The following is a 26,948-nucleotide window of genomic DNA, read 5'->3' as shown; positions in this document are numbered from 1 at the left end:
GAGAACAGCTGATGCAGTACACACGTCTCGGACGAGCTGGGGCGCGCGTGAGCCGCCTGGCTCTCGGCACCATGAACTTCGGTCCGGTGATCGACGAGGAGGCCTCGCGCGCCATCCTGGATCGCGCGGTCGAGGCCGGCATCGACTTCATCGACACCGCCGACGTGTACGGCGGCGGTCGGTGGGGCGACCACCCCGGACAGTCGGAGGAGATCCTCGGACGCTGGATGAAGGAGCGTGGCAACCGGGACGACCTGATCGTCGCGACCAAGGTGTTCGGCGTGATGGGCCCTCGATCGAACGATAGGGGCCTGTCGGCGGTGCATATCCGCGCGTCGGTCGACGACTCGCTGCGGCGGCTCGGCACCGACCACATCGACCTGTACCAGATGCACCACATCGATCGCGACGTGCCGCTCGACGAGACGCTCAGCGCCTTCGCGACGCTGCGCGAACAGGGCAAGATCGTCTACCTCGGCAGCTCGAACTTCGCCGGGTGGCACCTCGCGCGCGTGCACGAGATCGCCGCGGCCGCCGGCTACCCGGCCCCTGTCACAGAGCAGTCGCTGTACAACCTCACCGAGCGCACCGTCGAGCTCGAGGTCGTGCCCGCCGCGGAGCAGTACGGCATGGGACTGCTGCCCTGGTCGCCGCTCGCCAGCGGGCAGCTCGGCGGCGTGCTGCAGAAGACCGATCGCTCCCGCTCGAGCCTCGACGCGCTCGGCGACCGACGTCCTGCGATCGAACGCTACGAGGAGTTCTGCGCCGAGCTCGGCATCCGCCCCGGCGTCGTCGCGATCGCCTGGCTGCTGCACCAGCCGGTGGTGACCGCGCCCGTGATCGGCCCGCGGACGATCGATCAGCTCGACTCCGCCGTCGAGGCGCTCGACGTCGTGCTCGATGCCGACACCCTCGCCGAGCTCGACCGCATCTGGTCGGGTCCCGGCGGCACCGCCCCCGAGGCCTACGCCTGGTAGCACGCCCACACGAAGACCGGATGCCGAGGACATGCGCCCCGGCATCCGGTCTCGTCGTTCTAGTGCACGATCACGGGAAGGGGGAGTCGCATTCGTGAGTCCTGCCACGGTTCCGCGCCATCGAATCGCACCGTCAGCAGGTGGATCCCGCGATTGAGCTTCGGCACCGAGACAGTGACCCTGCCCCTGTCCGCCGCCGTCAGCTCGACCGTAGCGACGACCTTGCCGCGGTCGTGCACCGTCACCGTGCCCACCGGGGCGCTGTCGTCGTCGGCGGTGACCGTCACCTTCACCGTGGCACTCTTGCCCGCCTTCACCAGCACATCGGACGTGGCGCGCACCCGGGTGTCGATCGGCTGCACCTGGTCGTCGACGAGCACGGCGACCGAGCGAGCAGGGATCGTCACGGTGCCGGTCGCGGCATCCCATGTCGTGGTCTTGACCACCGCATCCGCTCCGTTCACCTGCGCCGGCGTCAGGGCGAACGACCGCCCAGCCAGGCCGGTCACCGACTGGGTGACGGGCGAGGGCGAGGAGTTGAACGCGACGAGTGCTCCGTCGAGCTCTGCATCGGCATCGGGACCCGCGAGGTCGTCGATCTGCATGAGGATCACGCCCGGCGTTGCGGCCGTGCCGCCATTCGGAAAGGTGACCTTCTGCTGGATCAGCTCGGCGGAGCCGAGGCGCAGCAGGTCGACCTCCTCGCGGACCCGCAGCAGATCGAGAGCGGATGCCTCGGCTGCCTCCATGTCGGCGGCAGCCGGCTTGAGCGCGGGATCGGCGAGCAGCGGGGCCATGATCGGCCACTTCTCTTCGTTGTCGGCTGCGGTCGGGAGTCCTGAGCCGAACGTCGAATCCTGCCCCGTCCAGTCGATGCGGTTGAACCAGTCGCCCGAGTTGTAGCTGTTGCGATCGAGGGACTTCGACCGCAGCAGCTCGGTGCCGGCGTGCCAGAACGACGGCGACTGAGAGAGCGTCACTGTCGCGAGCTCGAGCGTGTTCATGCGCACGCGGTCGGCCATCGGGGTGTCCACCGGCAGCTTGAGCACCGAGAGGTCGTAGAGCGTCTCGTTGTCGTGCGCGTCGACGTAGTTGATGACCTCGTCCGGCTGGTCGGCGTAGCCTGCCGCCGAGCCGCGATAGTCGATGGCCTCGCCTGCCGTGACCGCGCCGTCGCTCGTCGTGAACGAGAAGTCGCGCAGGTTGCCCGCGAGCCCGAGCTTGACCAGATCGGTCTCGTGCCCGAGGTCGGCGAGAGCCTGCTCGACGGTGCCGTTGATCGGATCGCCGTTCGGATCGGTGCCGAGACCGGTGCCGAAGCCCTGGCGGAACGTCGAGGAGGCGTCGACCGGGCTGCCGCCGTGCACGGCATCACGCAGCCGGTCATTGAACGTCCCGATGCCGGTGCCGCCGAGCTGGCCCTGCGTGGCCTGCTCGAACAGGGCGTTGTCGGCGACCTCGCCGAAGTCCCAGCCCTCGCCGTACAGATGGATCGCGGTTCCGTCGATGCCGTCCTTCTTCACCGTCAGCGCATCGAGCGCGTCACGGATCGCCTGCATGTTCGCTGTCGAGTGGTGCCCCATGAGGTCGAACCGGAAGCCGTCGACCTTGTAGTCGCGCGCCCAGGTCACGATCGAGTCGACCATCAGCTTCTGCGCGGCGAGGTGCTCGGTCGCGACGTTCTGGCAGCACGTCGAGGTCTCGACGCCGCCTGCCGCATTGAGCCGGTGGTAGTAGCCCGGAACCACCTGGTCGAGCACGGACTTCTCGGCCTGACCGGATGCCGCGGTGTGGTTGAACACCTCGTCGAGCACGACCTGCAGGTCCATGTCGTGCAGCGCACCGACCATCGAGCGGAACTCGCTGACCCTGGCCCCGCCGTCGGCGTCGACCGCATACGAGCCCTCGGGCGTCGAGTAGTGATACGGGTCGTAGCCCCAGTTGAATCCGTCGGCATCGGCGACCGCCTGTATGCACGCCTGCTGCGCCGGATCAGCGGGACCGAACGAGGCGAGGTCGCAGTCGGGCACCACCTGCGCCGCTCTGTCTTCCTCGATCGACGCGATGTCGAACGAGGGCAGCAGGTGCACGGTGTTGATTCCGGCATCCGCGAGCTGCTTCAGCTGGTCGGTTCCCGCGCTGTCGCGGGTGAAGGCCAGATAGGTGCCGCGCTCCGCGGCCGGAACCGTCTCGTCGCTGATCGAGAAGTCCCGGATGTGCAGCTCGTAGATCGCGCGGTCGACCGCGCGCTCGACGACCGGCGACTCGGCCTTCTGCCACTGCTTCGGCTGCCAGGCCTTGTCATCGAGATCGACGGCGACCGAACGCTGCGAGTTCAGCGTGAGGGCGGTCGAGTACGGGTCGGTGACCCGGTTGGTCTCGATCGCACCAGTGGTCGGGGCGTAGACGACGACCTCCCAGAGGTATTCGTCGCCCTTGAGGTCCTTCTTGCCCGTGACCGACCAGACACCGGATGCGGCATCCCACGTCGCCTCATGGCGCACGGGGTCACCCTCGGCACCGTCGTTCCAGGTGAGCAGCGTCGCGCTCTGCGCGGTCGGCGCCCACAACCGGAACGTCGGGTTCTTGCCCGAGAACGTCACACCCAGATCGACGTCGTCGAGTGCAGCGGCATAGATGTCGTCGAGCACTCCCGCGATCTGCACGCCGGTGAACGCCGTGAGCGTGCCCGCGGCGTCGCGCTGCGCGACCGCGAGCTGCGTGCGCAGCAGCGCGGCAGCATCGGCATCCGTCACCCGCAGGGCGAGGTAGCCGTCGAGCGCCGGGAATCGGGCGAGCTGCTCGTCGGTCAGGCCGCCCTCGATCACGTCGAGCGCGATCGGCTCTGCTCCTGCGACCTCGCCGTCGGCCACGGCGAGCGAGGCGTCTGCGGAGGAGTACAGCTGATAGGCCGCCTGGTCGACGGATCCGAGCGTGGCCGGCCACGCGATCGTCTCGGCATCGACCCAGTGCGCGCGCTGCTCACCGGCGCCGGGGAGCTGCGGGGTGTCGCTGACCTCGAGGACGTGCGTCGCCAGCGTGTAGCGGAACGCCGTCACCGTGCCCTCGGTGGCGCTGAACGAGATGTTCGCGCCGCCCGGTACTCCGTCGGCGCCGTAGTTCTCGGTCCAGCTCAGGCCGTGTGCGACCTTGAGCTCATAGGCGCCGGTCGGCAGATCCGCCGTCGAGAACTCGTAGACGCCGTCGCGATCGCCGTCTGCCATGAGGGTGCCGAGGCAGTCGGGCGACCAGTCGGCCGCGCAGCCGAGCTCGTCCTGCAGGGAGCCGGGCAGCGTCACGATGGGGCCGTCGGCCGTGGACTGCACGATGTTGGTGCGCGGGTCGAAGTAGAAGGTGATCGGCCCGCCCGGGTGGGTGAGCGTGACGTTCGCGCCGTCCGGAACGCCGTTCGCTCCGTAGTTGATCGCCCAGCTGCCGTTCACCGCGGCCTTGTACTCATAGTCGCCGGCCGGCAGATCGAACGTGCCGGCCCACACTCCGTCGGCGCGCAGGGTCAGCTTGGCCTTCTCGCATGCCGGGTCCCAGTCGCCCGCGCACCCCATCTCGGAGTTGAGGCTGCCGGGCACAGTCACCATGTCGATCGGCGACTCCGGCTCCTCGCCTGCCTCCAGCGTCACGGCGTTGCCGACCGACGCGTAGGTCGAGGCGGCGGCGTGATTGCCGGCGGCATCCGTCGTCACCGCCCGATACTCGAGGAGCGTGCCGTTCGCGAGATCGCGGATGTCGTGGAAGACGCGCGGATCCGTGTCCTCCGCCGTGCCGAGCGCCTGCCACTCGTCAGAGCCGACGACGCGCCAGGCGAAGCTGGTCTGCGCCCACTGGTCGGCGATGTCGGCCTGCACCGCGGACTGTCCGGTGACTCCGCCTCCGGCGGTCGGCGCGGACACCGAGACGGACGCCGCCTCGGCCGGCGCCGTGACGGTGGAGTCCGCCTTCCAGACCACGGCCGACAGCGCGGGCACCGTGATCGAGACGGCGGCACCGGCATCCGTGGTGAGCGGAGCGGCATCGCCGTAGAGCACCTCGTAGGACGCATCCGCGGTCAACGTCGCGAGGTCGACGGTCTGCGCGGTCGCAGCGTTGTTCACCGCGACCAGGTACTCGACCTTGTCGTCGGCATCGACCCGCGAGAAGGCGTAGACACCGGCGCCGGACGCCGCGTAGCGCTCGATCTGTGCGCCCTCGCCGAGAGCAGGGTTCGACTCACGGAGCTGGGACAGCGCGGCGATGTGCTCGTAGAGCGTGGCATCCGTCGCGAAGCGGTCGACGGAGCCGGCCTGCTCGCCGGTGATGAGGTTCTGGTTCGCGTACTCGGCGACCTGCGTGGCGAAGAGCGACTGCCGGGCGTCCTTGTCGCCGCCGGGACCGGTGAAGCCCTGCTCGTCGCCGTAGTAGATGACGGGCTGACCGCGGGTGAGGAACATGAGCTCATGCGCCAGCTCGTCGCGCGCCAGCGGAGCATCCGTCGACTGCAGGAAGGACCCGACCCTGCCCATGTCGTGGTTGCCGAGGAAGGTGGGCAGCGCCGTGGCCGACGAATCGGGGGTCGTGTAGCGGTCGTCGCCCGCGAACAGGGACTGCAGGCCCTTGGCCGAGTTGCCCGACGCATAGCTGACGGCGGACGACTGGAAGGTGAAGTCGAGGATCGAGTTCATGTCGGTGTCGCGCACGTAGGGGGCGAGCTTCACCGGGTCGGCGTCGTAGACCTCGCCGAACATGAAGAAGTCCTCGTTGCCCTGCTCATGCGCGTAGTCGAGGACGTCGGCGGTCCACTTCTCCCAGAACTCGAAGTTCACGTGCTTCACGGTGTCGATGCGGAAGCCGTCGATGCCGAGGTCGATCCACTTGTCGTACACCTCGACGAAGCCGTTGACGACCGTCGGGTGCTCGGTCATCAGGTCGTCGAGCCCGCTGAAGTCGCCGTATGTGACCGACTCCCCCGACCAGGTCGAGTCTCCGCGGTTGTGGTACAGCGTCGGGTCGTTCAGCCAGGCCGGCACCTTGACGTCGGCTTCGCTGTCGGCGACCACCGGCGTGTAGGGGAAGCTCGTCGCCGGGTCGAGCTCGGGGAAGCCGTCGGTGCCCGCGTGGTCGGCCGGATCGAACGCCGTGCCCGCGGCATCGGTGTAGGGGCTCGTCGCCTGGTCGATGTAGGAGTACTGGCCCTCGGCGTAGTCGATGACGTCGGCGGTGTGGTTCGTGATGATGTCGAAGTACACCTTGATGCCGCGGGCGTGCGCGTCGGCGATCAGCGCCTGCAGCTCCTCATTGGTGCCGAGGTGCGGGTCGATGCGCGTGAAGTCGGTGATCCAGTAGCCGTGGTACCCGGCCGAGGCGTTCGCCCCCTCGCCCTGCACCGGCTTGTTGGCGAAGCTCGGTGTCAGCCAGATCGCCGATGTGCCCAGCCCCTCGATGTAGTCGAGGTTGTCACGGATGCCCGCGATGTCGCCGCCCTGGTAGAAGCCCTTGTCCGTGGGGTCGAACCCGGTCGTGAGCCGGTCGCCCTCGAGGCCGCCCGTGTCGTTCGAGGTGTCGCCGTTCGCGAAGCGATCCGTCATCACGAAGTAGAACTGCTCGCCGGCACCGGCCTGGCGCGCCGGGCTCTTGATCAGCGCGTCGTCGTCGGCCGTGTAGCCGCCGCGCAGATCGGTCGCCTCGAGCCCCACCCGCTTGAGCGTGTCGTCGAAGGTGAAGCGGAGGGTCGTGGGGCCTGCGATCGTGAGGGGGATGTCGTCGGCGCCGCCGTCGAGCCCGTACGCCTCGTCCCAGCCGTCGTTCACGGCGACCTTGTACTGCCAGGTGCCGGCGGGGACCTCGAACTCGGCGGAGTAGATGCCCTCGGCGCCCGTGGGATCGAGCTCGGTCTCGGCGCAGTCGGGGGCCCAGTCGGCAGCGCAGCCGAGCTCGGACTGCAGCGAGCCGACAAGCGCAACCGTGCGGTCGGCAGCGGAGGCGGGCGAGCCGCCGAGGGCGCCGACCGCACCGAACCCCGAGACGACGAGGGCGGTGGCGGCGAGAAGGGCGAGCGGACGTGAGGCGGTCGTCTTCGACCGAGCCGGCTTGAACAAGTGATGCTCCCTGGGTGGCGGGCGGACACGACGACGTGTCCGAAGGCTTGCGAGTGAAGCTAGCAGGGCGTCGGGGCGAACTGCAAGCGCTTGCAGTAGTGCTTTAGCGAAAAGTCAGGGGTGTGCGAAACGCTGTTGGCCGAAAGTCGCAAGCGCTTCCAACACCGCGAACCTCGGGGGATGCGGATTTCTCGCCGCGTTCACCGCCCGGACACCTTCGCCGACTACAACTGCACATGCGCGGACACAGACTCAGACCGGATCGGGTAGTCACGTCATCCGCGCATACGGTGAGCGTCTGCTCCCGAAGAGACCCCCGCCGAATCGGGTCGGCGGGGGTCTTCTCTGTCTTGTGGGGGTGCGCCCCGTCATGCGGGGGTCTTCCCTGTCATGCGGGGGTCTTCCCTGTCATGCGGGGGTCTTCCCTGTCATGCGGGGGTCTTACCTGTCATGCGGGGGTGTGCCCTCGGTCGGCCGAACGCACGAGCTTCGGCCCGATTCCGCGCAGACGGCCGACGCAGGCGCGGGTGGCCGACGCAGCGCCGGACGCCGGGCCGAACGCGACCGCGCAACGGGCCGGATGCCGACTGCCGGATGCCGGGGGCCGGATGCCGGGGGCCGGATGCCGGGGCTACAGCCGCTCGATGATCGTGGCGTTCGCCATGCCGCCGCCCTCGCACATGGTCTGCAGTCCGAATCGCCCGTCCACCGCGTCGAGCTGGTCGATGAGGGTGCCGAGCAGGCGGGTGCCCGACGAGCCGAGGGCGTGCCCAAGGGCGATCGCTCCTCCCCTGGGGTTGAGCTTGGCGGCATCCGCCCCGAGCTCGGCGGCCCATGCGAGCGGCACCGATGCGAAAGCCTCATTGACCTCGTAGGCGTCGAGGTCGTCGATCGTGAGGCCAGTGCGCTCGAGGATTCGCCGGGTGGCGGGAATCGGCCCGGTGAGCATCATCAGTGGGTCGTCTCCGACCACCGTGAAGGCATGGAACCTCGCCCGCGGCGTGAGCCCCAGCGCCGCGGCGCGCTCGGCGCTCATCAGCAGCGCGGCCGAGGCGCCGTCGGTGAGCGGTGAGGAGTTGCCTGGCGTGATGCACCAGTCGACCTCGGGGAAGCGGGCGGCGAGCGCATCCGTGCGGAATGCCGGGTTCAGCCCCGCCAGCCCCTCGGCCGTCGTCCCGGCACGGACAGTCTCGTCGGCCACGGCATCCGGGGCCTCTGAGACCGGAAGGATCGTGCGGTCGAAGAAGCCGCCAGCCCAGGCCGCAGCCGCGCGTCGGTGCGATTCTGCCGCGTAGGCGTCGAGTGCGGCACGGTCGAGGTTCCAGTGCTGGGCGATGAGCTCGGCCGAGACGCCCTGGTTGACGAGCCCCTCGGGGTATCGCTCCCGCAGCCGGGGCGACATCGGGCTTCCGCCGACTGCGGACGACCCGAGCGGCACACGGCTCATCGACTCGACACCGCCGACGATGACCGCGTCGTACGCCCCGGCGATGATCCCCTGCGCGGCGAAATGCACCGCCTGCTGACTCGACCCGCACTGGCGGTCGATCGTCGTGGCGGGGATCGCCTCGTCGAAGCCCGCGGCGAGCACGGCCTGTCGGGCGATGTTCGACGACTGATCGCCCACCTGGCTCACGCAGCCGAGCAGCACGTCGTCGATCTGCCGCGATTCGAGGCCGCTGCGCTCGAGGATCGCGGCGAGCGCGCCCGCCGCCAGATCCACGGGATGCACACCCGACAGGGCACCGCCCGGCTTGCCCCGGCCTACGGGGGTGCGGACGACATCGATCAGGACGGCTTCGCTGCGCGTGCTCATGCCTCCTATTGTCACCCTGTCGCGGGGTGAGGGGCGGATGCCGCTTCGCTGCCCTGCACCAGCCTCGGCCATGCGCGCCCGCGACGGCCGAATTCCCGGCATCCGGCCTTCGCAGGCGCATTTGGCCTTCCGACGCACCCGGCCCGGCGTTCGGCCCTCCGGCATCCGGCATCCGGCATCCGGCACCCGCAGGCGCATTCGGCTTCCGACGCACCCAACACCCGGCATCCGGCACCCGGCCTCGCGCACCGTCAGAACCTCGGGATGCCGTCTTCGCGCGCGGCGAAACACGGCGGCCACCCCCGGCATCCGAAATACAATCGTTGGTGCGCCCGCACCCTGGCGCATCCCCCACCGTCGAGGCGCCCGTGATCCGGGCGGCCGCAGTCTCCGAGGACCCACCATGTCCAGTGAACCCATCACCGTCTCCATCCGCCGCGAACTCGACCCCGAGCATGTGGCCGAGGCCACCGCCTGGGTGCAGACCGGCGTGAATCTCGCCCATCGGTATCCGGGGTTCCTCGGATCCGGATGGGTGCGCGACGGCGAGGACTCGCACGTCTGGCACATGCTCTACCGGTTCTCCGACGAGAAGTCGCTCGTCGCCTGGGAGCAGTCCGGCGAGCGCGAGTGGTGGAAGTCGACCGGCGAGCAATTCGTGCGGAGCGAGCGCGTGCGGCGCCGGAGCGGCATCGAGGGCTGGTTCGACGAGCCGACCACCGACACCATCACCCTCCCCCGGGCCGACGGCTCGACGACCACCGTCGCGATGGTCAGCACTCCCCCGCGGTGGAAGCAGGCCGTATCGATCTGGCTCGGCTTCTTCCCCCTCAACCTCGCGTTCACCTATGCGATGAGCCCGATCCCCGGCTGGAACGAGCTGCCGATCTGGCTGCGGGTGCTCGCCACGACGGTCGTGCTGACGCCGATCATGACCTATTGGGTACTGCCGTGGGTCACTCGCACGCTGCGCCACTGGCTCAACCGCTGAGACGCCGGCTCTGCCGCATCGGGTCTGCCGCGCCTGCCGTGTGCGTGCGTGAGGTGCGTGCGTCCGTGAGGTGCGTGCGTCCCGTGAGTCGCGGCATCCGTCCGTCGCATCCGTCCGTCGCATCCGTCCGTCGCGTGCGTGCGTGGGTCGCGTGCGACCGTGAGGTGCAGCATCCGTCCGTCGCGTGCGTCCGTGCGGTGCGGCATCCGTCCGTCCGTCGCGTCCGTCGCGTGCGTCCGCCGCGCGAGCCGCTGCACATCTGTGAGGCCGCGGCAGTGCATCTGTGCGGGGTCAATACCGCACCTGAATCGCGGGATCCCGATGCGAAAGTGGCCCCGCACCGGCTTCCGGATGCGAAAGTGGCCCCGCACCGGAGTCCCGATGCGCACCTGACCCCGCCCCCGCCCCGCCCCACCGTTCAGAGGTCGGCGACGGCGACGCGCAGCGCACGCTCGACGACCGCGATGCCGTCGGACAATGGCCCCGGCCGCCGCACGAGGTGCAGGGTGTTGATCGGCGGATCCTCGGTCGGTCGCAGGTCGACGAGCCTCCCATCGGCGAGTTCGTCGGCGATCAGATAGGTCGGCAGGGCCGTGACGCCGGCACCAGCCACCGCAGCGGCAGCGAGCGCCCGCAGGTCCGGGAAGACGAGACCCGGTTCCCGGTCGAGACGGATGCCGAACACATGCCGCCAGTACCGTCGCACGATCGGCACATCCCGGTCGTACGCCAGCAGCGGCACCTGATCGAGCGCGTTCGGGGTGAGAGTCGGCGACGGTTCGATGCCTCGCGACGGAGAGGCCACGAGCGCGAACTCCTCATCGAAGAGCGGCATGCTGGGCAGTGTGCGCCCTCGAGGACGCACTGCCGAGACCACGAGGTCGAGGCTGCCGACCCTGAGCTGGTCGAGCAGATCATCGGCCAGGCCGGTCGTGACCGAGAGCGGCAGCCCGGCGGCGACCGCACTTGCGAGAGCGGGAGCCGCGATGCTGGCCAGGAACTCCCCCGCACCGCCGAGGCGCACGACCGGCGGTTCGACCGCCGGGTGAGAGCCGAGAGCATCCGCCAACGCGTCGAGCGGGCCGGCGAGCCGCGCGGCGAGCTCATCCGCGCGAGGCGTGGGCCGGATGCCGCGAGCATGGCGCACGAACAGCGGCTCACCGACGGTGGTCTCGAGCGACTGCAGCTGAGCGGTCACCGACGACTGTGCGAGTCCGAGAGCGCGCGCCGCCCCCGACACGGAGCCCGACCGGTGCGCGACGAGGAAGGTCCGCCACAGGGCGAGGTCCTGCAGCCCATCGAGATTCCGATTGCTCATATCGGCAATGTATCGGAATCGTTCCCCTGAGCTCACGGTTGTCCCGGATATCGCATCCGCACGGCATCCGCCGTCCGATCATTGGGAGCATTCATGTCATCCGTCCTCTTCGTCGTCACCGGCGCCCGCACCTGGACCCTGTCCGACGGCACAGAGCACCCCACCGGCTACTGGGCCGAAGAGCTGCTCGCCCCCTACCGTCTACTCACCGCCGCAGGGCACGAGGTCGTCTTTGCGACCCCGGGCGGTGTCGAGCCGGTCGCCGACGCGTCGAGCCTCGGCGAGGGCGATGCCGCGGCGCTCGCGCAGATTCCCGGGCTCAGCACTCCTCTGGTGCTCGCCGACGTCGACGGCGCCGACTACGCGGCGGTCTACTACCCCGGCGGCCACGGCCCCATGCAGGATCTCGCGGTGGACGCCGATTCGGCGGCACTCATCTCGGCGACCGTCGCCGCGGGACGTCCGCTCGCCGCGGTGTGCCACGGGCTCGCGGCTCTGTTGCCCGCCCGCGATGCCGCCGGCAAGTCGCTGGTCGCCGGACGGCGCATCACCGGCTTCTCCGACGAGGAGGAGCGCCTCGGAGGCCTCGCGGACCGCGCGCCATTCCTCCTCGAGACCTCGCTGCGCGACTTCGGTGCCGACGTCGAGGTCACGGACCCGTGGAGCGATCACACGATCGTCGACGGGCTGCTCATCACCGGCCAGAACCCGCAGTCCTCGGCATCCGCGGCCCGCGCTCTGCTCGCTGCTCTGGCCTGATCGGAGGGGCGCGGTCCGCACCCGCGCCGTCCGGCACCCGCACCCGCTCTCTCCTCCACGCGTGCGGGGTCAGTTGCGCACCGGAAACGCCCCATTCGGATGCCGAACTGACCCCGCATCCGATCCCTGGTGCCGAACTGACCCCGCATACGACCCCGGATGCCGAACTGACCCCACATCGGGGAGCGGATGCACTATCGACCCCGCACGCGACAGCATCCGCCCGCTCTCGCACGGCAGCACGCGTGCGGGGCCAGTTGCGCACCGGAAACGCCCCATTCGGATGCCGAACTGGCCCCGCATCCGATCCCCGGATGCCGGATGCCGAACTGACCCCGCATCGGGGAGCGGATGCACTATCGACCCCGCACGCGACAGCATCCGCCCGCTCTCGCACGACAGCACGCGTGCGGGGCCAGTTGCGCACCGGAAACGCCCTTTCCGGATGCCGAACTGACCCCACATCGGGTCCCGGATGCGAAACTGGCCCCGCATCGGGTCCCGGATGCCGAACTGGCCCCGCACAGGATCCCCGATGCCGAACTGACCCCGCATCGGCGCCACGACCGTGCCGCGAGCGACTCAGGCCGGCCGCCAAGACTCAGACGGCGGCGATACTCCAGGATGCCGCGTGCGTCGCGCCCGGTTCGAGCACGACAAGGTCGGTCCCGGAGTTGAACGCGTCGGGCGGGCAGGTCATGGGCTCGACCGCCAGGCCGATGCGATGGATCGCGTCGATCCCCGGGTTGTCGGCCGTGTGCACCTGCACCCACGGGCAGCGCTCGTCGAACGTCATCGCGACGCCGGTGCCGGCATCCGTCACCAGCCGCACCTCGGCGACACCGCCATCGCGGGCGAGCCCCGTGAAGGCGTGGTCGATGAACACGTCGCCGATCGGGCGCGCAGCGCGGAAGTCCCACTGCGGATGCTCGGCCACATCTTCGAGCGCCACGGGGCTCAACCGGTCATCCGTCACGGTCAGCACCTCGGATGCCGGCAGGGTGAGCGTCCAGTCATCCACCCGGCCGTCGGGACCGGCGACGAGATACGGATGCGGTCCGGTGCCCCAGGGCGCAGCATCCGCCCCGAGGTTGTGCGCCGTGACGGTCTGATGCAGGCCGTCGGCGTCGATGCGGTACTCGGTCTCGACCTCGACGCGGAACGGGTACCCCGTCTGCGGCTCGATCACGGCCGCGAGCACGACCCGGTCGTCGAGCACGAGGCGATCCTCGAACTCGGCCCACGAGAGCAGGCCGTGCAGCGCCTGGCCACGGGCCGGCTCGGTGAGTGCCAGCTGATGCTCGGCGCCACCGAACGTGTAGCGACCGTCGACGATGCGGTTGGGCCACGGCGCCAGGGTGGTGCCGCGGTATCCGGGCCGCACCTCGTCGGCCTCGAACGGCACGACCAGGTCGCGCCCGTCGAAGGTCAGCATGCGCAGCGAGGCTCCGACGCTCGCGATGACCGCCTCATAGCCGTGACCGGTGATGCGCAGCTGTCGGCCGGAGCGCGCACGCGCCGCGGTCGCGAGATCGACGGTGGCCGACGAGACGTCGGTCATCACAGCCCCTGTGCGAGTCGGTAGTACGCCTGGTTCCAGCGGACCTGCTTCTGGAACTCGGGGAGCGTCGTCTCGTCGTCGATCACGAGCAGCTCGACCTCTGCCATCTCGGCGAAGTCGCGGAAGGCCTCGAGCCCGACGGCGGTCGACATCACCGTGTGGTGCGCGGCACCCGCGGTCAGCCAGGCGGCGGCAGAGGTGTTGAAGTCGGGCTGCGGCTTCCAGACGGCGCGGCCGACAGGCAGCTTCGGCAGCGACTGGCGCGGCGGAACGTTCTCGACGACGTTCGCGGTGAGGCGGAACCGGTCGCGCATGTCGCTGAGGGCGACGACGATCGCGGGACCGGGGTCGGCGGTGAAGACCAGGCGCACCGGGTCGTCCTTGCCGCCGATGCCGAGCGGGTGGATCTCGAGCGTCGGCTTGGCAGTCGTGAGCGAGGGCGAGACCTCGAGCATGTGCGCCCCGAGGATCAGCTCATCGCCGGGAGTCATGTCGTAGGTGTAGTCCTCCATGAGGCTCGCGCCGCCGGGCAGTCCCGCGCCCATCACGTTGGCGACGCGCACGAGGATCGCCGTCTTCCAGTCGCCCTCGGCACCGAAGCCGTAGCCCTCGGCCATCAGACGCTGCACCGCGAGACCGGGCAGCTGCTTCAGCGCACCGAGGTCTTCGAACGAGGTGGTGAAGGCGCCGAAGCCGCCCTCCTCGAGGAACGTCCGCAGACCGATCTCGATCGCGGCCCCGTCGCGCAGCGACTGGTGGCGGTCGCCTCCGCGGCGCAGCTCCGGCACGACCTCGTAGAGCTCTTCGTACTCTGCCACGAGGGCGTCGATCTCGGAGTCGGATGCCGCGGCGACCGCATCCGCCAGATCGTTCACGCCCCAGGTGTTGACCTGCACGCCGAAGCGCAGCTCGGCCTCGGTCTTGTCGCCCTCGGTGACGGCGACGAAGCGCATGTTGTCGCCGAAGCGGGCGAGCTTGAGCGAACGGGATGCCGCGAGACCGGCGGCGGCCCGCTGCCAGGTCGCGATCTCCTGGCGAACGCGCGGGTCGCTCGCGTGGCCGACGACGGTCTTGCGGGGCACGCCGAGACGGGTCTGGATGTAGCCGAACTCGCGGTCGCCGTGCGCGGCCTGGTTCAGGTTCATGAAGTCGAAGTCGATGTCGGCCCACGGCAGTTCGACGTTCGCCTGCGTGTGCAGGTGGGCGAGCGGCTTCTGCAGCGCGTCGAGACCGGCGATCCACATCTTCGCGGGGCTGAACGTGTGCATCCACGCGATCAGACCGATGACCCTGTCGTCGGCGTTGGCCTCGAGCGCCGTGCGCTTGATGGCGGCGGCATCCGTCAGCACCGGCTTCCAGACGATGGTGACCGGAACCTCGCCGGCCTCGTCGAGGATGCGGGCGATCTCCTGCGACTGCTCGGCGACCTGCGCGAGCGTCTCGGGGCCGTAGAGGTGCTGGCTGCCGGTGAGGAACCAGACCTCGTAGCCGTCGAGCGAGGCGGAGAGCGGAGTGCGAGTCATGAGTGGTCCTTCGGTGTGGCGGGGAGAGTCAGAGGGAATCGACGGCGGCGGCTTCGACGGCGAGGCCTGCGCGGTAGCGGTCGAGGTAGGTGGTGAAGCCGGCGACGTCGGCGGGGTCGGGGTCGGCGACCGCGAGCGATGCCGAGGCGAAGACGTCGCGCTCGAGGTACTCGCCCAGCGACACCGAGTCGGCGTGGGCGAGGTACGACGCGAGCACCGCGATGCCCCACGCGCCGCCTTCCGAGGCGAGTTCGCCGACCGCGACCGGAGCGCCGAGGGCGCCAGCGAGGAATCGCTGCGCGACCCCGGCGGTGCGGAACATGCCACCGTGCGCGAACATGCGGTCGAGCTCGACGCCCTCGGCGGCGAGCACCTGCATCCCCAGTGCGAGCGTGCCGAACACGCCGTAGAGCTGCGAGCGCATGAAGTTCGCCAGCGTGAAGGCGCTGTCGGGCGTGCGCACGAACAGCGGTCGCCCCTCGGTGAGACCGGCGATCGGCTCGCCGGCGAGGTGGTTGTAGGCCAGCAGGCCCCCGGCATCCGCTTCTCCATCGAGAGCCTCGCGGAAGAGCGTGTCGAAGACGGCGTCATCGCTCAACGGCTGTCCGGCGGCGGCCGAGAACCGGGTGAAGAGCCCTGCCCAGGCGGCGAGCTCGCTGGCGCCGTTGTTGCAGTGCACCATCGCGACGGCGTCGCCCGCAGGAGTCGTCACGAGGTCGAGTTCGTGGTGCACCTCCGCCAGCGGGCGCTCGAGCACGACCATCGCGAAGATGCTCGTGCCCGCCGAGACGTTGCCGGTGCGCGGAGACACCGAGTTCGTCGCCACCATGCCGGTGCCGGCATCGCCCTCGGGCGGGCAGAGCGGGATGCCGGGCTTCAGCGCACCGGTCGGATCGAGGAGCGCCGCACCCTCGGCCGTGAGCGTTCCTGCCGCGGAGCCGGCGGGGAGGACTGTCGGGAGCAGCTCTCGTGCGCTCGCGGGAAGACGGTGTGCAGCGAGGGCGTCGTACGCCTGCAGCATCCGCTCGTCGTAGTCGCCGGACGCCGAGTCGATCGGGAACATGCCCGAGGCGTCGCCGACTCCGAGCACACGCTCGCCGGTCAGGCGCGTGTGCACGTAACCCGCGAGCGTGGTGACGAAGTCGAGCTGCGGCACATGCTCCTCGCCGTCGAGCACCGCCTGGTGCAGGTGGGCGATCGACCACCGCAGCGGGATGTTCACCCCGAGCAGATCGGTCAGCTCCGCCGCCGCAGCCCCCGTGTTGGTGTTGCGCCAGGTGCGGAACGGCGTGAGCAGCTCGCCCTGCGCGTCGAACGCGAGATACCCGTGCATCATGGCCGAGATGCCGATGGCGCCGAACGTCTCGGGGCGCACGCCATGACGCTCGTGCGCGTCCGCGACGAGACCGGCGTATGCCGCCTGCAGTCCGTTCCAGACCTCGTCGATCGCGTAGGTCCAGAGTCCGTCCTCGAGCCGGTTCTCCCACGCGAACGATCCGGTGGCGAGCACGTCGGTGGCGTTCGGACCGATCAGGCAGGCCTTGATGCGCGTCGAGCCGAGCTCGATGCCGAGGCTCGTGCGGCCGGCGGCGATGTCGTCGCGGGCGGTGGTCGCCTCGTTGCTCGGGGTGGGGGTCGTGTCGCTCATCGTCGGGCGTCCGAGTTCTGTCCGTAGACGTTCTGGTAGCGGGTGAAGAGGCTGTCGATCGCCTCCTGCGGAATCGGGATCAGCGGGCCGGCCTCACGGGCGTAGTGCACGGTGCGGGCCACGTCTTCGACCATGACGGCGGCCTTGACGGCATCCTTCGCGTCCACCCCGATGGTGAAGGGGCCATGGTTCTGCATCAGCACCGCGCGGCTGCGGTGGCCGGCGAGGGTCTGCACGATGCCGCGGCCGATCGAGTCGTCGCCGATGATCGCAAAGGGACCGACCGGGATCGGACCGCCGAACTCGTCGGCCATGGCCGTGATGACGCAGGGGATCTCCTCCCCGCGGGCGGCCCACGCGACGGCGAACGTCGAGTGCGTGTGCACGACTCCGCCGACCTCGGGCATGTGGCGGTAGACGTAGGCGTGGGCGGCAGTGTCGCTCGAGGGCGAGCGGTCGCTGCCGGGGGTTCCGGGGATCACGGCGCCGTCGAGGTCGCACAGGATCATGTTCTCGGGCGTGAGGTCGTCGTAGCTCACACCCGACGGCTTGATCACGAACAGGTCGGCGCCGGGCACGCGACCCGAGACGTTGCCGCCGGTCCAGACGATGAGTCCGTAGCGGACCAGTTCGCCGTGCAGACGGGCGACATCCTCGCGGACGGCCTGGATGGATGCGTCGATCTCAGGGGGGAAGACGTTCTCGTCAGAGAAAGCGGGGGCTTCGTTGCTCACGGGTACCTCAGGGTCGGCGGTGGTCACTGTGACCGGTCACAGAAGTGTGTCACGGAGGTCGGCGGACCGTCAAGACGCCGGCGCCCGCTCGGCGCCGCGGTGTGCGGGGCCACTTTCGCATCTCCCGTCTCCTGCGGGGTCACTTTCGCATCGGATACGGCGTATTCACATGCAGAACTGACCCCGCAGCGCGCCGCACGTGCAGAACTGACCCCGCAGCGTGCCGGCACGCACCGTGGCGCCGTTCAGCGCGGCGGCGCCACCGAGTCCCGCGTCACGAGCACGGGTGCCACCGGCGCGAGATCGGATGCCGCGGCTCCGGCACTGCCCGCCAGCACCGCCGCCACTGCACGACGCGCCAGCTCGCTGAAGTCCTGCCGCACGGTCGTGAGCTTCGGCCAGTAGTACGCGGCGTCGGGAGTGTCGTCGAAACCGACCACGCTGATGTCGCCCGGCACCGAGAGTCCGGCCTCCTGCAGACCACCGAGCAGCCCGAGCGCCATCTGGTCGTTCGCCGCGAAGACCGCCGTCACACCCGAGTCCCGCACGGCGCCAGCCGCCGCATAGCCCGATCCGGCGGTCCAGTCGCCCTCGATCACGGGGCCGGCGACGAGTCCACGGGCGGCGAGCTCGGCGGCGAACCCCTGCCTACGGGACTCGGCTTCGAGCCAGTCGGCCGGTCCGGCAAGGTGCGCGATGCGCGTGTGTCCGGCATCGGCGAGCGCTGAGACGGCGAGCCTGGCTCCGGCAGCCTGGTCGACCGAGAGGCCACGCGCACCCCGGTCGGCTGCATGGAGGGTCACGACGGGAACGCCGATGCGCACCTCGTCGAGTGCGTCGAGGGTGTGGGCGTGGGGCGCGACGACGACGATGCCCTCGACACCCTGCATCACGAGGTGGTCGACCGCGGCGACCACGGCATCCGCATCCCCCGCGTCCGCGAAGGCGGCGCTCAGCCAATAGCCGACCTCGCGGGCCGACGCCTCGAGCGCGGCGATACTGCGCGAGGGTCCGTAGTGCAGCGCGTCGGTGGCCAGCACTCCGAGGGTGCGGGAGCGCCGGGTGCCCAGCGCCCTCGCGGCGTTGTTCATGCGGTAGCCGAGCTCGGACATCGCGGCGAGCACCCGTTCGCGGGTCTCGGCAGCGACCTCGGGGTGGTCGTTCAGCACCCGCGACACCGTCTGGCGTGACACCCCCGCGCGCACGGCGACGTCGCGCACGCCGACGGTGCGGCGGGGCTCGCTGCTCGTGTCACTCACGCCGACGAGTGTATGCCGAGCGGCCCCGGCGCCTCGCCTTCGTGCCACTCTGGTGACATGCGCATCGCACTCACCGGATCATCGGGCAAGCTCGGCAGCGTCGTCGCGCGGGAACTCCGCGCCCACGGATACGAGGTCATCGGCATGGACGTCGCGGGCACTCGCGGCCCCGATTTCGTGCAGGTCGACCTCACGGATTACGGCCAGGTCGTGGATGCTTTCACCGCGGTCGGCGACCGACACGAGGGCATCGACGCCGTCGTGCATCTCGGTGCGATCCCCGCCCCCGGCATCCGCAGCGACGTGGCGACCTTCCACAACAACATGCCCGCCACGTTCAACGTCTTCTGGGCGGCGGTGCGACTCGGCATCCGCCGCATCGTCTACGCGTCGAGCGAGACCGTCCTCGGTCTGCCGTTCGATGTGCCGCCGCCCTACGTGCCGGTCGACGAGGACTACCCGGCGCGCCCCGAATCGGTCTACTCGCTGGTCAAGACGCTGGAGGAGCAGCTGGCGAGGGAGCTCGTGCGCTGGCACCCCGACCTGTCGATCACGGCGCTGCGGTTCTCGAACGTGATGAACCCCGAGGATTACGCCGAGTTCCCCGACTTCGACGCCGACGCTCTGCGCCGCAAGTGGAACCTGTGGGGGTACATCGACGCCCGCGACGGTGCGCAGGCGGTGGAGCGTGCGCTCGAGGTGGCGGCACCCGGGTTCGACAACTTCATCGTCGCGGCGGCCGACACGGTCATGTCGCGGCCGAACGCCGAGCTGCTCGCCGAGGTCTTCCCCGATGTGCCGGTCGCCCGCGAGTTCGGACCGAACGAGACGCTGCTGTCGATCGACAAGGCCCGCCGCATCCTGGGGTTCGACCCACAGCACTCCTGGCGCGACCACGCCTGACCCGACGACGACAGGGTGAGCGTCAGCGCCGGGCGATGGTCGATCCGCGGATCACGAGGCGCACCGGCAGGTGGTGCGTCCCCTCGCCGATGTCGATGCCGTCGATGGCGTCGAACACCCGCAACGCGGCTTGACGCCCGAGCTGCTGCAGGTTGGCGTCGATGCTGGTGAGCTCGGGTCGCGCGTTCGTGGCCAGCACTTCCCAGTTGTCGTAGCCGATCACCGCGAGGTCGTCCGGCACAGTGCGCCCGAGATCACGGGCGGAGTCGAGCACACCGCGAGCGATCTGGTCGGATCCGCAGAACACGGCGTCGATGTCCGGATGCCGCTGCAGCAGCATCGCTGCGGCGTCCCGACCCCAGTGCTCGGTCCACTCCGAGAACATCGGTTCGCCCACGAGTTCGAGCCCCGCCTCGCCGAGAGCTGCTCTGGCGCCGGCGAGACGATCTTGAGCTGCGGCATAGGTCGGGTCGCCCGAGATGTGCGCGATGCGCCGACGCCCGCAGGCGAGCAGGTGCTCGATCGCGAGACGCCCGCCGGCATAGTTGTCGGGAGTCAATGAGAGGTCGCGCGGGTCATCCGACGGGGCATACGCGTAGACCACGGGCACGGGGATCTCCTGCCCGAGCGAGGGGCGCGGATCCGTCTGACGGCCGACGACGATGATGCCGTCGACGCGACGGCTCAGCAGCTCGCGCAAGTGGTGCTGCTCCCGGATCGCATCACCTCGCGCATCGCAGAGGAACACGTTGATGCGGCCGGCGCCGAAGGCGTCTTCGGCCCCCATCAGGATCGGCAGCATGAAGCGGCCCTCGAGGTCACTCGTGAGCAGACCCACCGTGCCGGTGCGTCCGGCGAGCAGGCCTCGGGCCATGGCGTTGGGGGTGAAGGAGAGCTCGTCGGCGATCGCCCTCACCTTGGCTCGGGTCGCCGCCGACACATCGCCCCGATCGTTCAGCGCCTTCGAGGCGGTCGAGATCGACACCCCCGCGCGCGCGGCGACGTCGCTGAGGGTCACAGCCCGTGCTCCAGTCGTGTCGGTCATCCCACTCCCTGTTGCTGAAAGGTTATCGGAACAAGGGTTGACGACCCCGTCACAACCACGCTATACCTTTTCGAAAGGGTTTTCGTAGATTTCGAAAAGCCGATCGCACACCACTCCACTCCCGGCGCTGCACTGTCGAAGCGCCACACCGCACCCGCTCGAGGACGAGCCCAGAGGAGCCCCCGCCCATGAACACCACCCGCACACACGCCGCACGCCGGGCAGCAGCCGCCGTCATCGCTGCCGGCCTGCTCGTCGGCGGCCTCGCCGCCTGCGCACCGGCCGCCGACGAGGCGTCGAACGAACCCATTCCCGCCGAAGGCACGGATGACGGCACCACGCTGACGCTGTGGACCCGCGCGCCCATCGAGCGCCAGGCCAAGCTGCTCGTCGACGCCTACAACGACAGCCACGAGAACCAGGTCGAGCTGACAGTCGTGCCCAACGACGACTACGTCGCGAAGGTCGGCGCCGCCGCCGGATCCGACGGTCTGCCCGACCTCTTCGCCGCCGACATCGTCTACGTGCCCAACTGGGCGCAGCAGGGCCTGTTCCAGGACATGTCCGAGCAGATCGACGGTCTCGACTTCAAGGACGAGATCAACCCCGGGCACCTGTCGGCCGGCACGGTCGACGGCGCCGAGTACGTGCTGCCCTTCGCCCTCGACCTCTCGATGCTCTTCTGGAACAAGGAGCTGTTCGCCGAGGCGGGCCTCGACCCCGAGAAGGCACCCGCGACGCTCGAGGAGTTCGCCGAGGCGGCCATGGCCGTGCAGGCGTTGAACAAGCCCGACACCTACGGCACCGCGACGGGCCTCAACTGCGGTGGCTGCCTGGTCTTCACCTGGTTCCCCTCCATCTGGGCATCGGGCGACGAGGTCATGAGCGATGACGGCACCGAGTCCCTGCTCGACGGCGACTCGGCTCAGGCGGTCTACGACACGTGGGCAGAGCTGCAGGATGCCGGCGCGATCCTCCCCTCCTCGACGGATGAGGCCGGACCCACCTGGACCGCAGCATTCAGCGAGGGCAAGGTCGGTGTGATGCCGTTCCCTGCGACCCTGCTTCCCTCCCTCGAGTTCGACGCGGGAGTCGCCGGCATCCCCGGGGTGGACGGCGGCGCCTCGACGTTCGTCGGCGGCGACGGCATCGGCATCTCGAAGGACTCGAAGAAGGCGGCGCAGGCCTGGAACTTCCTCAACTGGATGATGTCCGAGGACGCTCAGGTCGAGGTGCTCGCCAAGGACGGCAACGCCGTGTCACGCGGTGACCTCGCCGACAACGAGTACGCGGCCGCCGACCCTCGGCTGGTCACGATCAACGAGGTCGCAGCCCAGGGCGACACCCCGGTGGCGCTGAACTTCCAGCAGGCGTTCAACGCTCCGGGCAGCCCGTGGCTCACGCTGGTCCGCAACGCGGTGCTGAACGGCGACGACTCCGTGCCGGCCGACAACGAGGAGATCACCGCGATCCTGTCGCAGTGATCCATCGCGGGGGCGGTGCCGCGCACCGCCCCCGCATCCGCTCATCAGTCCCCCGATCGAAAGAGAATCTGATGACCCAGGCCGCACCCCCGCTGCGTCGCCGCAGACCGCGCACCGCGTTCGGCGGCCCGGTGCAGGGCTGGCTCTACGCCGCCCCCACCGCGATCTTCGTCGCCCTGCTCTTCATCGTCCCGCTGGTGCTGGTGGTGCAGATGTCGGCATCCGACTGGCCGCTGCTGAGCGGCAATCAGGGCATCAACTTCCCCGAGAACTACGCGGATGCCGTCACGCACCGCCTCTTCTGGGACTCGATCCGCTTCACCCTGCTGTACACCCTCATCACGACCGTCATCCTGATCGGTCTCGGCCTCGGCCTGGCCCTGCTGGTGCAGGAGTCGACCCGATGGAAGGGGTTCCTGCGCACCGCGTTCCTGATCCCCAGTGCGCTCGGTCTGGCATCCGCCTCGCTGCTGTTCTACGTGCTCTACTCCCCCATCGCCGGGCCTTTCGCCGAGCTGATGAAGTCCTGGGGCATCACGTTCCTCGGCACACCGGAGGGCGCACTGTGGTCGACGATCTTCCTGATCGTCTGGCGCTATGCGGGCTTCTACATGCTGCTGATGCTGGTCGGCCTGCAGGGCATTCCGGACGACGTCTACGAAGCCGCCCGCATCGACGGCGCGAACCGGTGGCAGACGTTCCGCGACATCACGGTGCCGCTGCTCAAGCCGACGTTCGCCCTCACCACCGTGATGTGCGTGACCGGATCGCTGCTCGCGTTCGAGCAGTTCTACATCCTCACCAAGGGCGGCCCCGACAACAGCACCATGACCGTCGTGCAGCTGATCTACAACGTCGCGTTCCAGGGGCAGAACAGCCTCGGCATCGCCGGCGCCCTCTCGGTGATCGTGCTGCTCGCGCTCATCGTCATCAACGTCTTCCAGCTGCGCGCGTTCCGCCGCACGGATGAGAACTGAGCTGAGAGCTGAGAACCATGTCCCAGACCCTGACGCGCACCATCGTCGCGCCGAACCATCAGCCCACCGCGCCGCGGTACCGCTCGAAGGCCGCTCGCGTCGTCTTCGGCATCCCCTACTGGGTGTTCACCACCGCCCTCGCGGTGATCTTCCTCTACCCGCTCATCTGGACCGGCGTCTCATCCGTGAGCCCGATGGCGGGCACGAGCCAGACCGACGGCTGGGGCTTCGGCAACTACGCCGCCCTCGGCGAATACCAGGCCGGAATCTGGGTGTACCTCGGCAACTCGCTCTTCGTCTCGGTGCTCACCGTGGCTCTGACGCTGTTCATCTCACTGCTGGGCGGATACGCGTTCGCGCGCTTCTCATTCCCCGGCAAGAACGCGCTGTTCCTGCTGACCCTCGCGATCCTGATGGTGCCGTACGCGACGCTGCTCATCCCGCTCTACGTGATCCTCAACGCGGTCGGCCTGCAGAACTCGCTCGTCGGCGTCGCGCTCGTGATCACCATGTTCCAGCTGCCGTTCTCGATGTTCATGATGCGCATCTCATTCGAGTCGATCCCGAAGGAGATGGACGAGGCCGCGATGGTCGACGGATGCTCCAGCTGGGGCGCCCTGTGGCGGGTGCTGCTCCCGGCGGTCAAGCCGGGACTCGTCACGGTCGGGCTGTTCGCGTTCCTCACGGCGTGGAACGACTTCATGGCTCCGCTGATCCTCATCAACGACACCAATCGCATGACTCTGCCGCTCGCGGTGGCCAACCTCCGAGGGCAGGTGCAGGGCGTCGTCGACTACGGCGCCACCGAGGCGGGGGTCGTCGTGCTGGCGCTCCCCTGCATCCTGCTCTTCCTGATTCTGCAACGACACTACGTGCGGGGCTTCATGTCCGGCGCCTTCAAGGGATGACCATGTTCGACACCACCACACCTGCCGCTCCCGTGGTCCCCACCCGCGGCCGTCTGCGCCCCCTCGGACTCGACGAGGTGCGCATCACCGGAGGATTCTGGGGCGACCGCCAGGCCGTCAACGGCACTGCCACGCTCACGCACATCGAGTCGCGGCTCGAGTCGGAGGGGTGGCTGCCGAACTTCGACCTCGCCGCTGCCGGCACGCTTCCCGCCGGGCGCCGCGGGCGCGAGTTCGCCGATTCAGAGATCTACAAGTACCTCGAGGCGCTCGCGTGGGAGATCGGACGGACGGATGCCGCCGGCGACAGCGACCTCGAGCAGCGCTTCCGCCGCGTCGTCGACCGGGTCGCCGCCGCGCAGGAGCCCGACGGGTACCTCAACACGATGTTCGGCCGCGAGGGCCAGGACGAACGCTGGTCGGCGCTGCAGTGGGGGCACGAGCTCTACTGCCTCGGACACCTGTTCCAGGCGGCCGTCGCCCGGGTGCGCACGAGGCCGGAGGCCGACGACGGGCTGATCGACGTCGCCCGCCGCGCCGCAGACCTCGTCTGCCGCGAGTTCGGCCGCGACGGCCGGGACGCGATCTGCGGGCATGCCGAGGTCGAGGTCGGTCTCGCGGAGCTCGGCCGAGCGCTCAGCGAGCAGCGCTACATCGATCAGGCAGCGTTGTTCGTCGAACGGCACGGGCATGGGTCGCTGGGCGAGATCGAATGGGGGCGCAGCTACTTCCAGGACGACGTGTCGGTGCGCGAGGCCGAAGCGCTGCGCGGGCACTCCGTGCGGGCGAACTACCTCTCCTCAGCAGCGGCAGACGTGGCCGCCGAGCTGTCGGACGAGTCGCTGCTCGACTCCCTGCGCGCGCAGTGGGATCGCACGGTCGAGCGGCGCACCTATGTCACCGGCGGCCAGGGGTCGCATCACCAGGACGAGGCGTTCGGCGACGACTGGGAGCTGCCGCCGGATCGCGCCTACTCCGAGACCTGCGCCGGCATCGGGTCGATCATGTTCTCGTGGCGGCTGCTGCTCGCGACCGGTGAGGCGCAGTACGCCGATCTGATCGAGCGGACGCTCTTCAACGTCGTCGCGACCTCGCCGGGGTCGGATGGCCGCTCGTTCTTCTACGCCAACACGCTGCATCAGCGCACACCCGGTCTCCCGGCGGATCCGGATGCCACGTCGCCGCGTGCCTCGTCATCGCTGCGTGCGCCCTGGTTCGAGGTGTCATGCTGCCCGCCGAACGTGGCGCGCACCTTCGCCAGTCTCGCCGCCTATGTGGCCACCGCCGACGACGACGGCGTGCAGCTGCATCAGTACGCGCCGTCGACGGTGCGGACGACGCTGCCCGACGGGCGGGTCGTCGCGTTCGACGTGTCGACGAACTACCCCGCCGAGGGCGATGTGCGGGTCACGATCACCGAGGATGCCGAGTTCACGCTGACACTGCGCGTGCCGTCGTGGGCGTCAGGAGCGACGGTGCGCGTGCACAGCGGAGGCGAGGTCGCGGAGTCCCCTGCACCTGCGGGTGCGGTCGAGGTCACTCGTGCGTTCCGCGCAGGCGACATCGCCGAGCTGCACCTGCCGATCGTCGCGCGGGCCACGGCACCGCATCCGATGGTGGATGCCGTGCGGGGCAGCGTCGTGATCGAGCGCGGCCCCGAGGTGCTGGCGCTCGAGTCGATCGATCTCGGAGCCGATGTCGGTGACGCGATCGTTGCGGGCGAGCCCGTCGAGCGCGAGGGTCACGTGGTGCTGCCGGTGCGACACCGCTCGACCGGCGAGACACTCGACGCGCCCTTGATCGCCTATCACGACTGGGCTCGACGCGGTCCGTCGACCATGCGGGTCTGGATCCCGACGGTGTGATCAATCCGACTACAGTTCCATCGTCATTCGGCTGAATCCTCGATACGGAACTCGATGCCGACGGTCTCGTCCGGATCGGTGAAGCGGATCACTCCTGACGTGAACGCTCGTGAAAGAGAGGCGGGCTCCACACGGAAGCCGTCGTATGCAGCCTGCGAGAAGCGAAGCACGACTTCGGGATCATCAGGGTACGTGTCCCAGGTACCGATGCCAGCGAAGCCACCGGCATCGACATAGTCCAGCGGATTGAACGAAGCTCCGTGCATGACGAAGGTTCCATTCTCGTAGACAGTGAGCGTGCCGGTGTCCTCACCTACCGCCCGCCAGGTGCCGACGGGAGACGATATCTGCGGCGCGCACCCGGTGAGCGTAAGAACCACAGCGACGACTCCCCCAATAACAGCGATCATCCGCGGCGTTCGCAAGAGGGCACTCATGGATACACCGTTTCTGTCCACACGATCGTCTGGTGCTGCGACGCCCATTCGCCGCTGTCGGCTTCCGCGGCGAGCATCGAGGGGTGGACTATCGGGAGGTGCCCTCCTCCTGTGCCGGGGATGCGCGTCGCAGAGTCTATGGTCGTGTCGTTGTTGATCACATAGGTCACGTCGACACTTCCGTCGATGAGGGACTCGTCGACGAAAACCCTGAGTGTGTATGACCCGAGGAAGGATTCCGGCAGATTCCGGTCCCCCAGATGGAGATCGGCCACAGGGCCTGACATCGAACTCGTCGCGAGGTTGACGCCGTCGTTGATGAGAGTTGAAAAATTGTTGCTGATCTCTCTGTTGTAGTCCAGACCCGTGTCCGTGTTGAGGGAGAACTTCCCACTACGTAGGTCAGCCAGCACCTGCTCCCGCACGCTTTCGATGTGATCGCTCCTCATCAACGTCGACACGAACGGGTCGTCGGGACCGAGGGCCGCACCTCGGCCGAGGTCGCCTTTCCAGAATTGACCGAGCATCTCCATCACGCGCCTGTTGGCCCTGTCACGACGGGACCCCTCCGGACTCTCGGCGACGCAGCGCAGACCTCCCCATGCGACCGATGCCACGCGGCCCAGCAGACTCGCGAGGGTCTGATCCGCGGTC

At 69.2% G+C, this 26,948-nt stretch carries 19 protein-coding genes; 8 read left to right on the top strand and 11 right to left on the bottom strand.

The features are described from left to right. The first annotated feature begins 11 nt into the window (after positions 1-11). Positions 12-977, top strand: a complete 966-nt coding sequence (locus tag ACIP5T_RS14310) for an aldo/keto reductase (protein ID WP_400864456.1) — start codon at positions 12-14, stop codon at positions 975-977. Between the two features lie 59 nt (positions 978-1,036). Here ACIP5T_RS14310 and pulA read toward each other — a convergent pair whose 3' ends face one another. Beyond that, positions 1,037-7,066 (bottom strand): pullulanase-type alpha-1,6-glucosidase, encoded by a 6,030-nt coding sequence (gene pulA / locus ACIP5T_RS14305; RefSeq protein WP_400864453.1) that lies wholly within the window; start codon positions 7,064-7,066, stop codon positions 1,037-1,039. A 631-nt stretch (positions 7,067-7,697) separates the two neighbouring features. Further along, positions 7,698-8,882: a thiolase family protein gene (locus ACIP5T_RS14300; protein WP_400864450.1), complete on the bottom strand. Its 1,185-nt coding sequence runs from the start codon at positions 8,880-8,882 to the stop codon at positions 7,698-7,700. Positions 8,883-9,285: 403 nt separating this feature from the next. On the opposite strand from ACIP5T_RS14300, the gene ACIP5T_RS14295 reads away from it, so the two are divergent. Further along, a complete protein-coding gene (locus ACIP5T_RS14295; RefSeq protein WP_042541421.1) occupies positions 9,286-9,873 on the top strand; it encodes an antibiotic biosynthesis monooxygenase in 588 nt (195 codons plus the stop codon). A gap of 418 nt (positions 9,874-10,291) precedes the next feature. Here the strand turns inward: ACIP5T_RS14295 and ACIP5T_RS14290 are convergent, their stop codons facing one another. Next, positions 10,292-11,191, bottom strand: coding sequence for a LysR family transcriptional regulator (locus ACIP5T_RS14290; protein WP_400864447.1), 900 nt, complete (start codon positions 11,189-11,191; stop codon positions 10,292-10,294). 93 nt (positions 11,192-11,284) lie between these two features. Between ACIP5T_RS14290 and ACIP5T_RS14285 the strand changes: the two genes are divergently transcribed. Then, positions 11,285-11,950 carry a type 1 glutamine amidotransferase domain-containing protein gene (locus ACIP5T_RS14285; protein WP_400864444.1) on the top strand — a complete coding sequence of 222 codons (666 nt, stop codon included), beginning with the start codon at positions 11,285-11,287 and terminating at the stop codon, positions 11,948-11,950. A 601-nt stretch (positions 11,951-12,551) separates the two neighbouring features. Here ACIP5T_RS14285 and ACIP5T_RS14280 read toward each other — a convergent pair. The 5 genes from ACIP5T_RS14280 to ACIP5T_RS14260 all read right to left on the bottom strand — a co-directional run bounded on the left by ACIP5T_RS14280 (position 12,552) and on the right by ACIP5T_RS14260 (position 18,675). After that, a complete protein-coding gene (locus ACIP5T_RS14280) occupies positions 12,552-13,511 on the bottom strand; it encodes an aldose 1-epimerase family protein (protein WP_400864441.1) in 960 nt (319 codons plus the stop codon). Beyond that, positions 13,511-15,034 carry an L-arabinose isomerase gene (gene araA, locus ACIP5T_RS14275; RefSeq protein WP_400864439.1) on the bottom strand — a complete coding sequence of 508 codons (1,524 nt, stop codon included), beginning with the start codon at positions 15,032-15,034 and terminating at the stop codon, positions 13,511-13,513. The genes ACIP5T_RS14280 and araA overlap by 1 nt, the downstream gene beginning before the upstream one ends. 28 nt (positions 15,035-15,062) lie before the next feature. Next, on the bottom strand, positions 15,063-16,682 hold the full coding sequence (locus tag ACIP5T_RS14270; RefSeq protein ID WP_400864437.1) for a xylulokinase: 1,620 nt from the start codon (positions 16,680-16,682) through the stop codon (positions 15,063-15,065). Continuing rightward, positions 16,679-17,416 (bottom strand): L-ribulose-5-phosphate 4-epimerase, encoded by a 738-nt coding sequence (locus ACIP5T_RS14265; protein ID WP_400864434.1) that lies wholly within the window; start codon positions 17,414-17,416, stop codon positions 16,679-16,681. Before ACIP5T_RS14265 ends, ACIP5T_RS14270 begins: the two co-directional genes overlap by 4 nt. Before the next feature lie 245 nt (positions 17,417-17,661). Then, a complete protein-coding gene (locus tag ACIP5T_RS14260; protein WP_400864431.1) occupies positions 17,662-18,675 on the bottom strand; it encodes a LacI family DNA-binding transcriptional regulator in 1,014 nt (337 codons plus the stop codon). 57 nt (positions 18,676-18,732) lie between these two features. Here ACIP5T_RS14260 and ACIP5T_RS14255 point away from each other — a divergent pair, with 57 nt between their 5' ends. Further along, on the top strand, positions 18,733-19,578 hold the full coding sequence (locus ACIP5T_RS14255; protein WP_400864428.1) for an NAD-dependent epimerase/dehydratase family protein: 846 nt from the start codon (positions 18,733-18,735) through the stop codon (positions 19,576-19,578). Positions 19,579-19,600: 22 nt separating this feature from the next. Here ACIP5T_RS14255 and ACIP5T_RS14250 read toward each other — a convergent pair whose 3' ends face one another. Next, on the bottom strand, positions 19,601-20,623 hold the full coding sequence (locus tag ACIP5T_RS14250; RefSeq protein WP_400864424.1) for a LacI family DNA-binding transcriptional regulator: 1,023 nt from the start codon (positions 20,621-20,623) through the stop codon (positions 19,601-19,603). Between the two features lie 188 nt (positions 20,624-20,811). Between ACIP5T_RS14250 and ACIP5T_RS14245 the strand changes: the two genes are divergently transcribed. The 4 genes from ACIP5T_RS14245 (at position 20,812) to ACIP5T_RS14230 (ending at position 25,857) form a co-directional block, all read left to right on the top strand. Further along, on the top strand, positions 20,812-22,107 hold the full coding sequence (locus ACIP5T_RS14245) for an ABC transporter substrate-binding protein (protein ID WP_400864422.1): 1,296 nt from the start codon (positions 20,812-20,814) through the stop codon (positions 22,105-22,107). A 71-nt stretch (positions 22,108-22,178) separates the two neighbouring features. Next, positions 22,179-23,084, top strand: a complete 906-nt coding sequence (locus ACIP5T_RS14240) for a carbohydrate ABC transporter permease (RefSeq protein ID WP_400864419.1) — start codon at positions 22,179-22,181, stop codon at positions 23,082-23,084. A gap of 17 nt (positions 23,085-23,101) precedes the next feature. Next, positions 23,102-23,992: a carbohydrate ABC transporter permease gene (locus ACIP5T_RS14235; protein ID WP_082477973.1), complete on the top strand. Its 891-nt coding sequence runs from the start codon at positions 23,102-23,104 to the stop codon at positions 23,990-23,992. Then, positions 23,989-25,857, top strand: coding sequence for a glycoside hydrolase family 127 protein (locus tag ACIP5T_RS14230; RefSeq protein WP_400864417.1), 1,869 nt, complete (start codon positions 23,989-23,991; stop codon positions 25,855-25,857). Before ACIP5T_RS14235 ends, ACIP5T_RS14230 begins: the two co-directional genes overlap by 4 nt. A gap of 23 nt (positions 25,858-25,880) precedes the next feature. Here ACIP5T_RS14230 and ACIP5T_RS14225 read toward each other — a convergent pair whose 3' ends face one another. Together ACIP5T_RS14225 and ACIP5T_RS14220 are read right to left on the bottom strand one after the other, a co-directional pair. Continuing rightward, positions 25,881-26,294 (bottom strand): hypothetical protein, encoded by a 414-nt coding sequence (locus ACIP5T_RS14225; protein ID WP_400864414.1) that lies wholly within the window; start codon positions 26,292-26,294, stop codon positions 25,881-25,883. Further along, entirely contained in the window at positions 26,291-26,911 is a 621-nt protein-coding gene (locus ACIP5T_RS14220) for a hypothetical protein (protein ID WP_400864412.1), read from the bottom strand. Before ACIP5T_RS14220 ends, ACIP5T_RS14225 begins: the two co-directional genes overlap by 4 nt. Positions 26,912-26,948: the final 37 nt, after the last annotated feature.

Source organism: Microbacterium sp. NPDC088619, from assembly GCF_044752825.1.
Lineage (GTDB): Bacteria > Actinomycetota > Actinomycetes > Actinomycetales > Microbacteriaceae > Microbacterium.
This window is presented reverse-complemented; position numbering and strand designations above follow the sequence as displayed.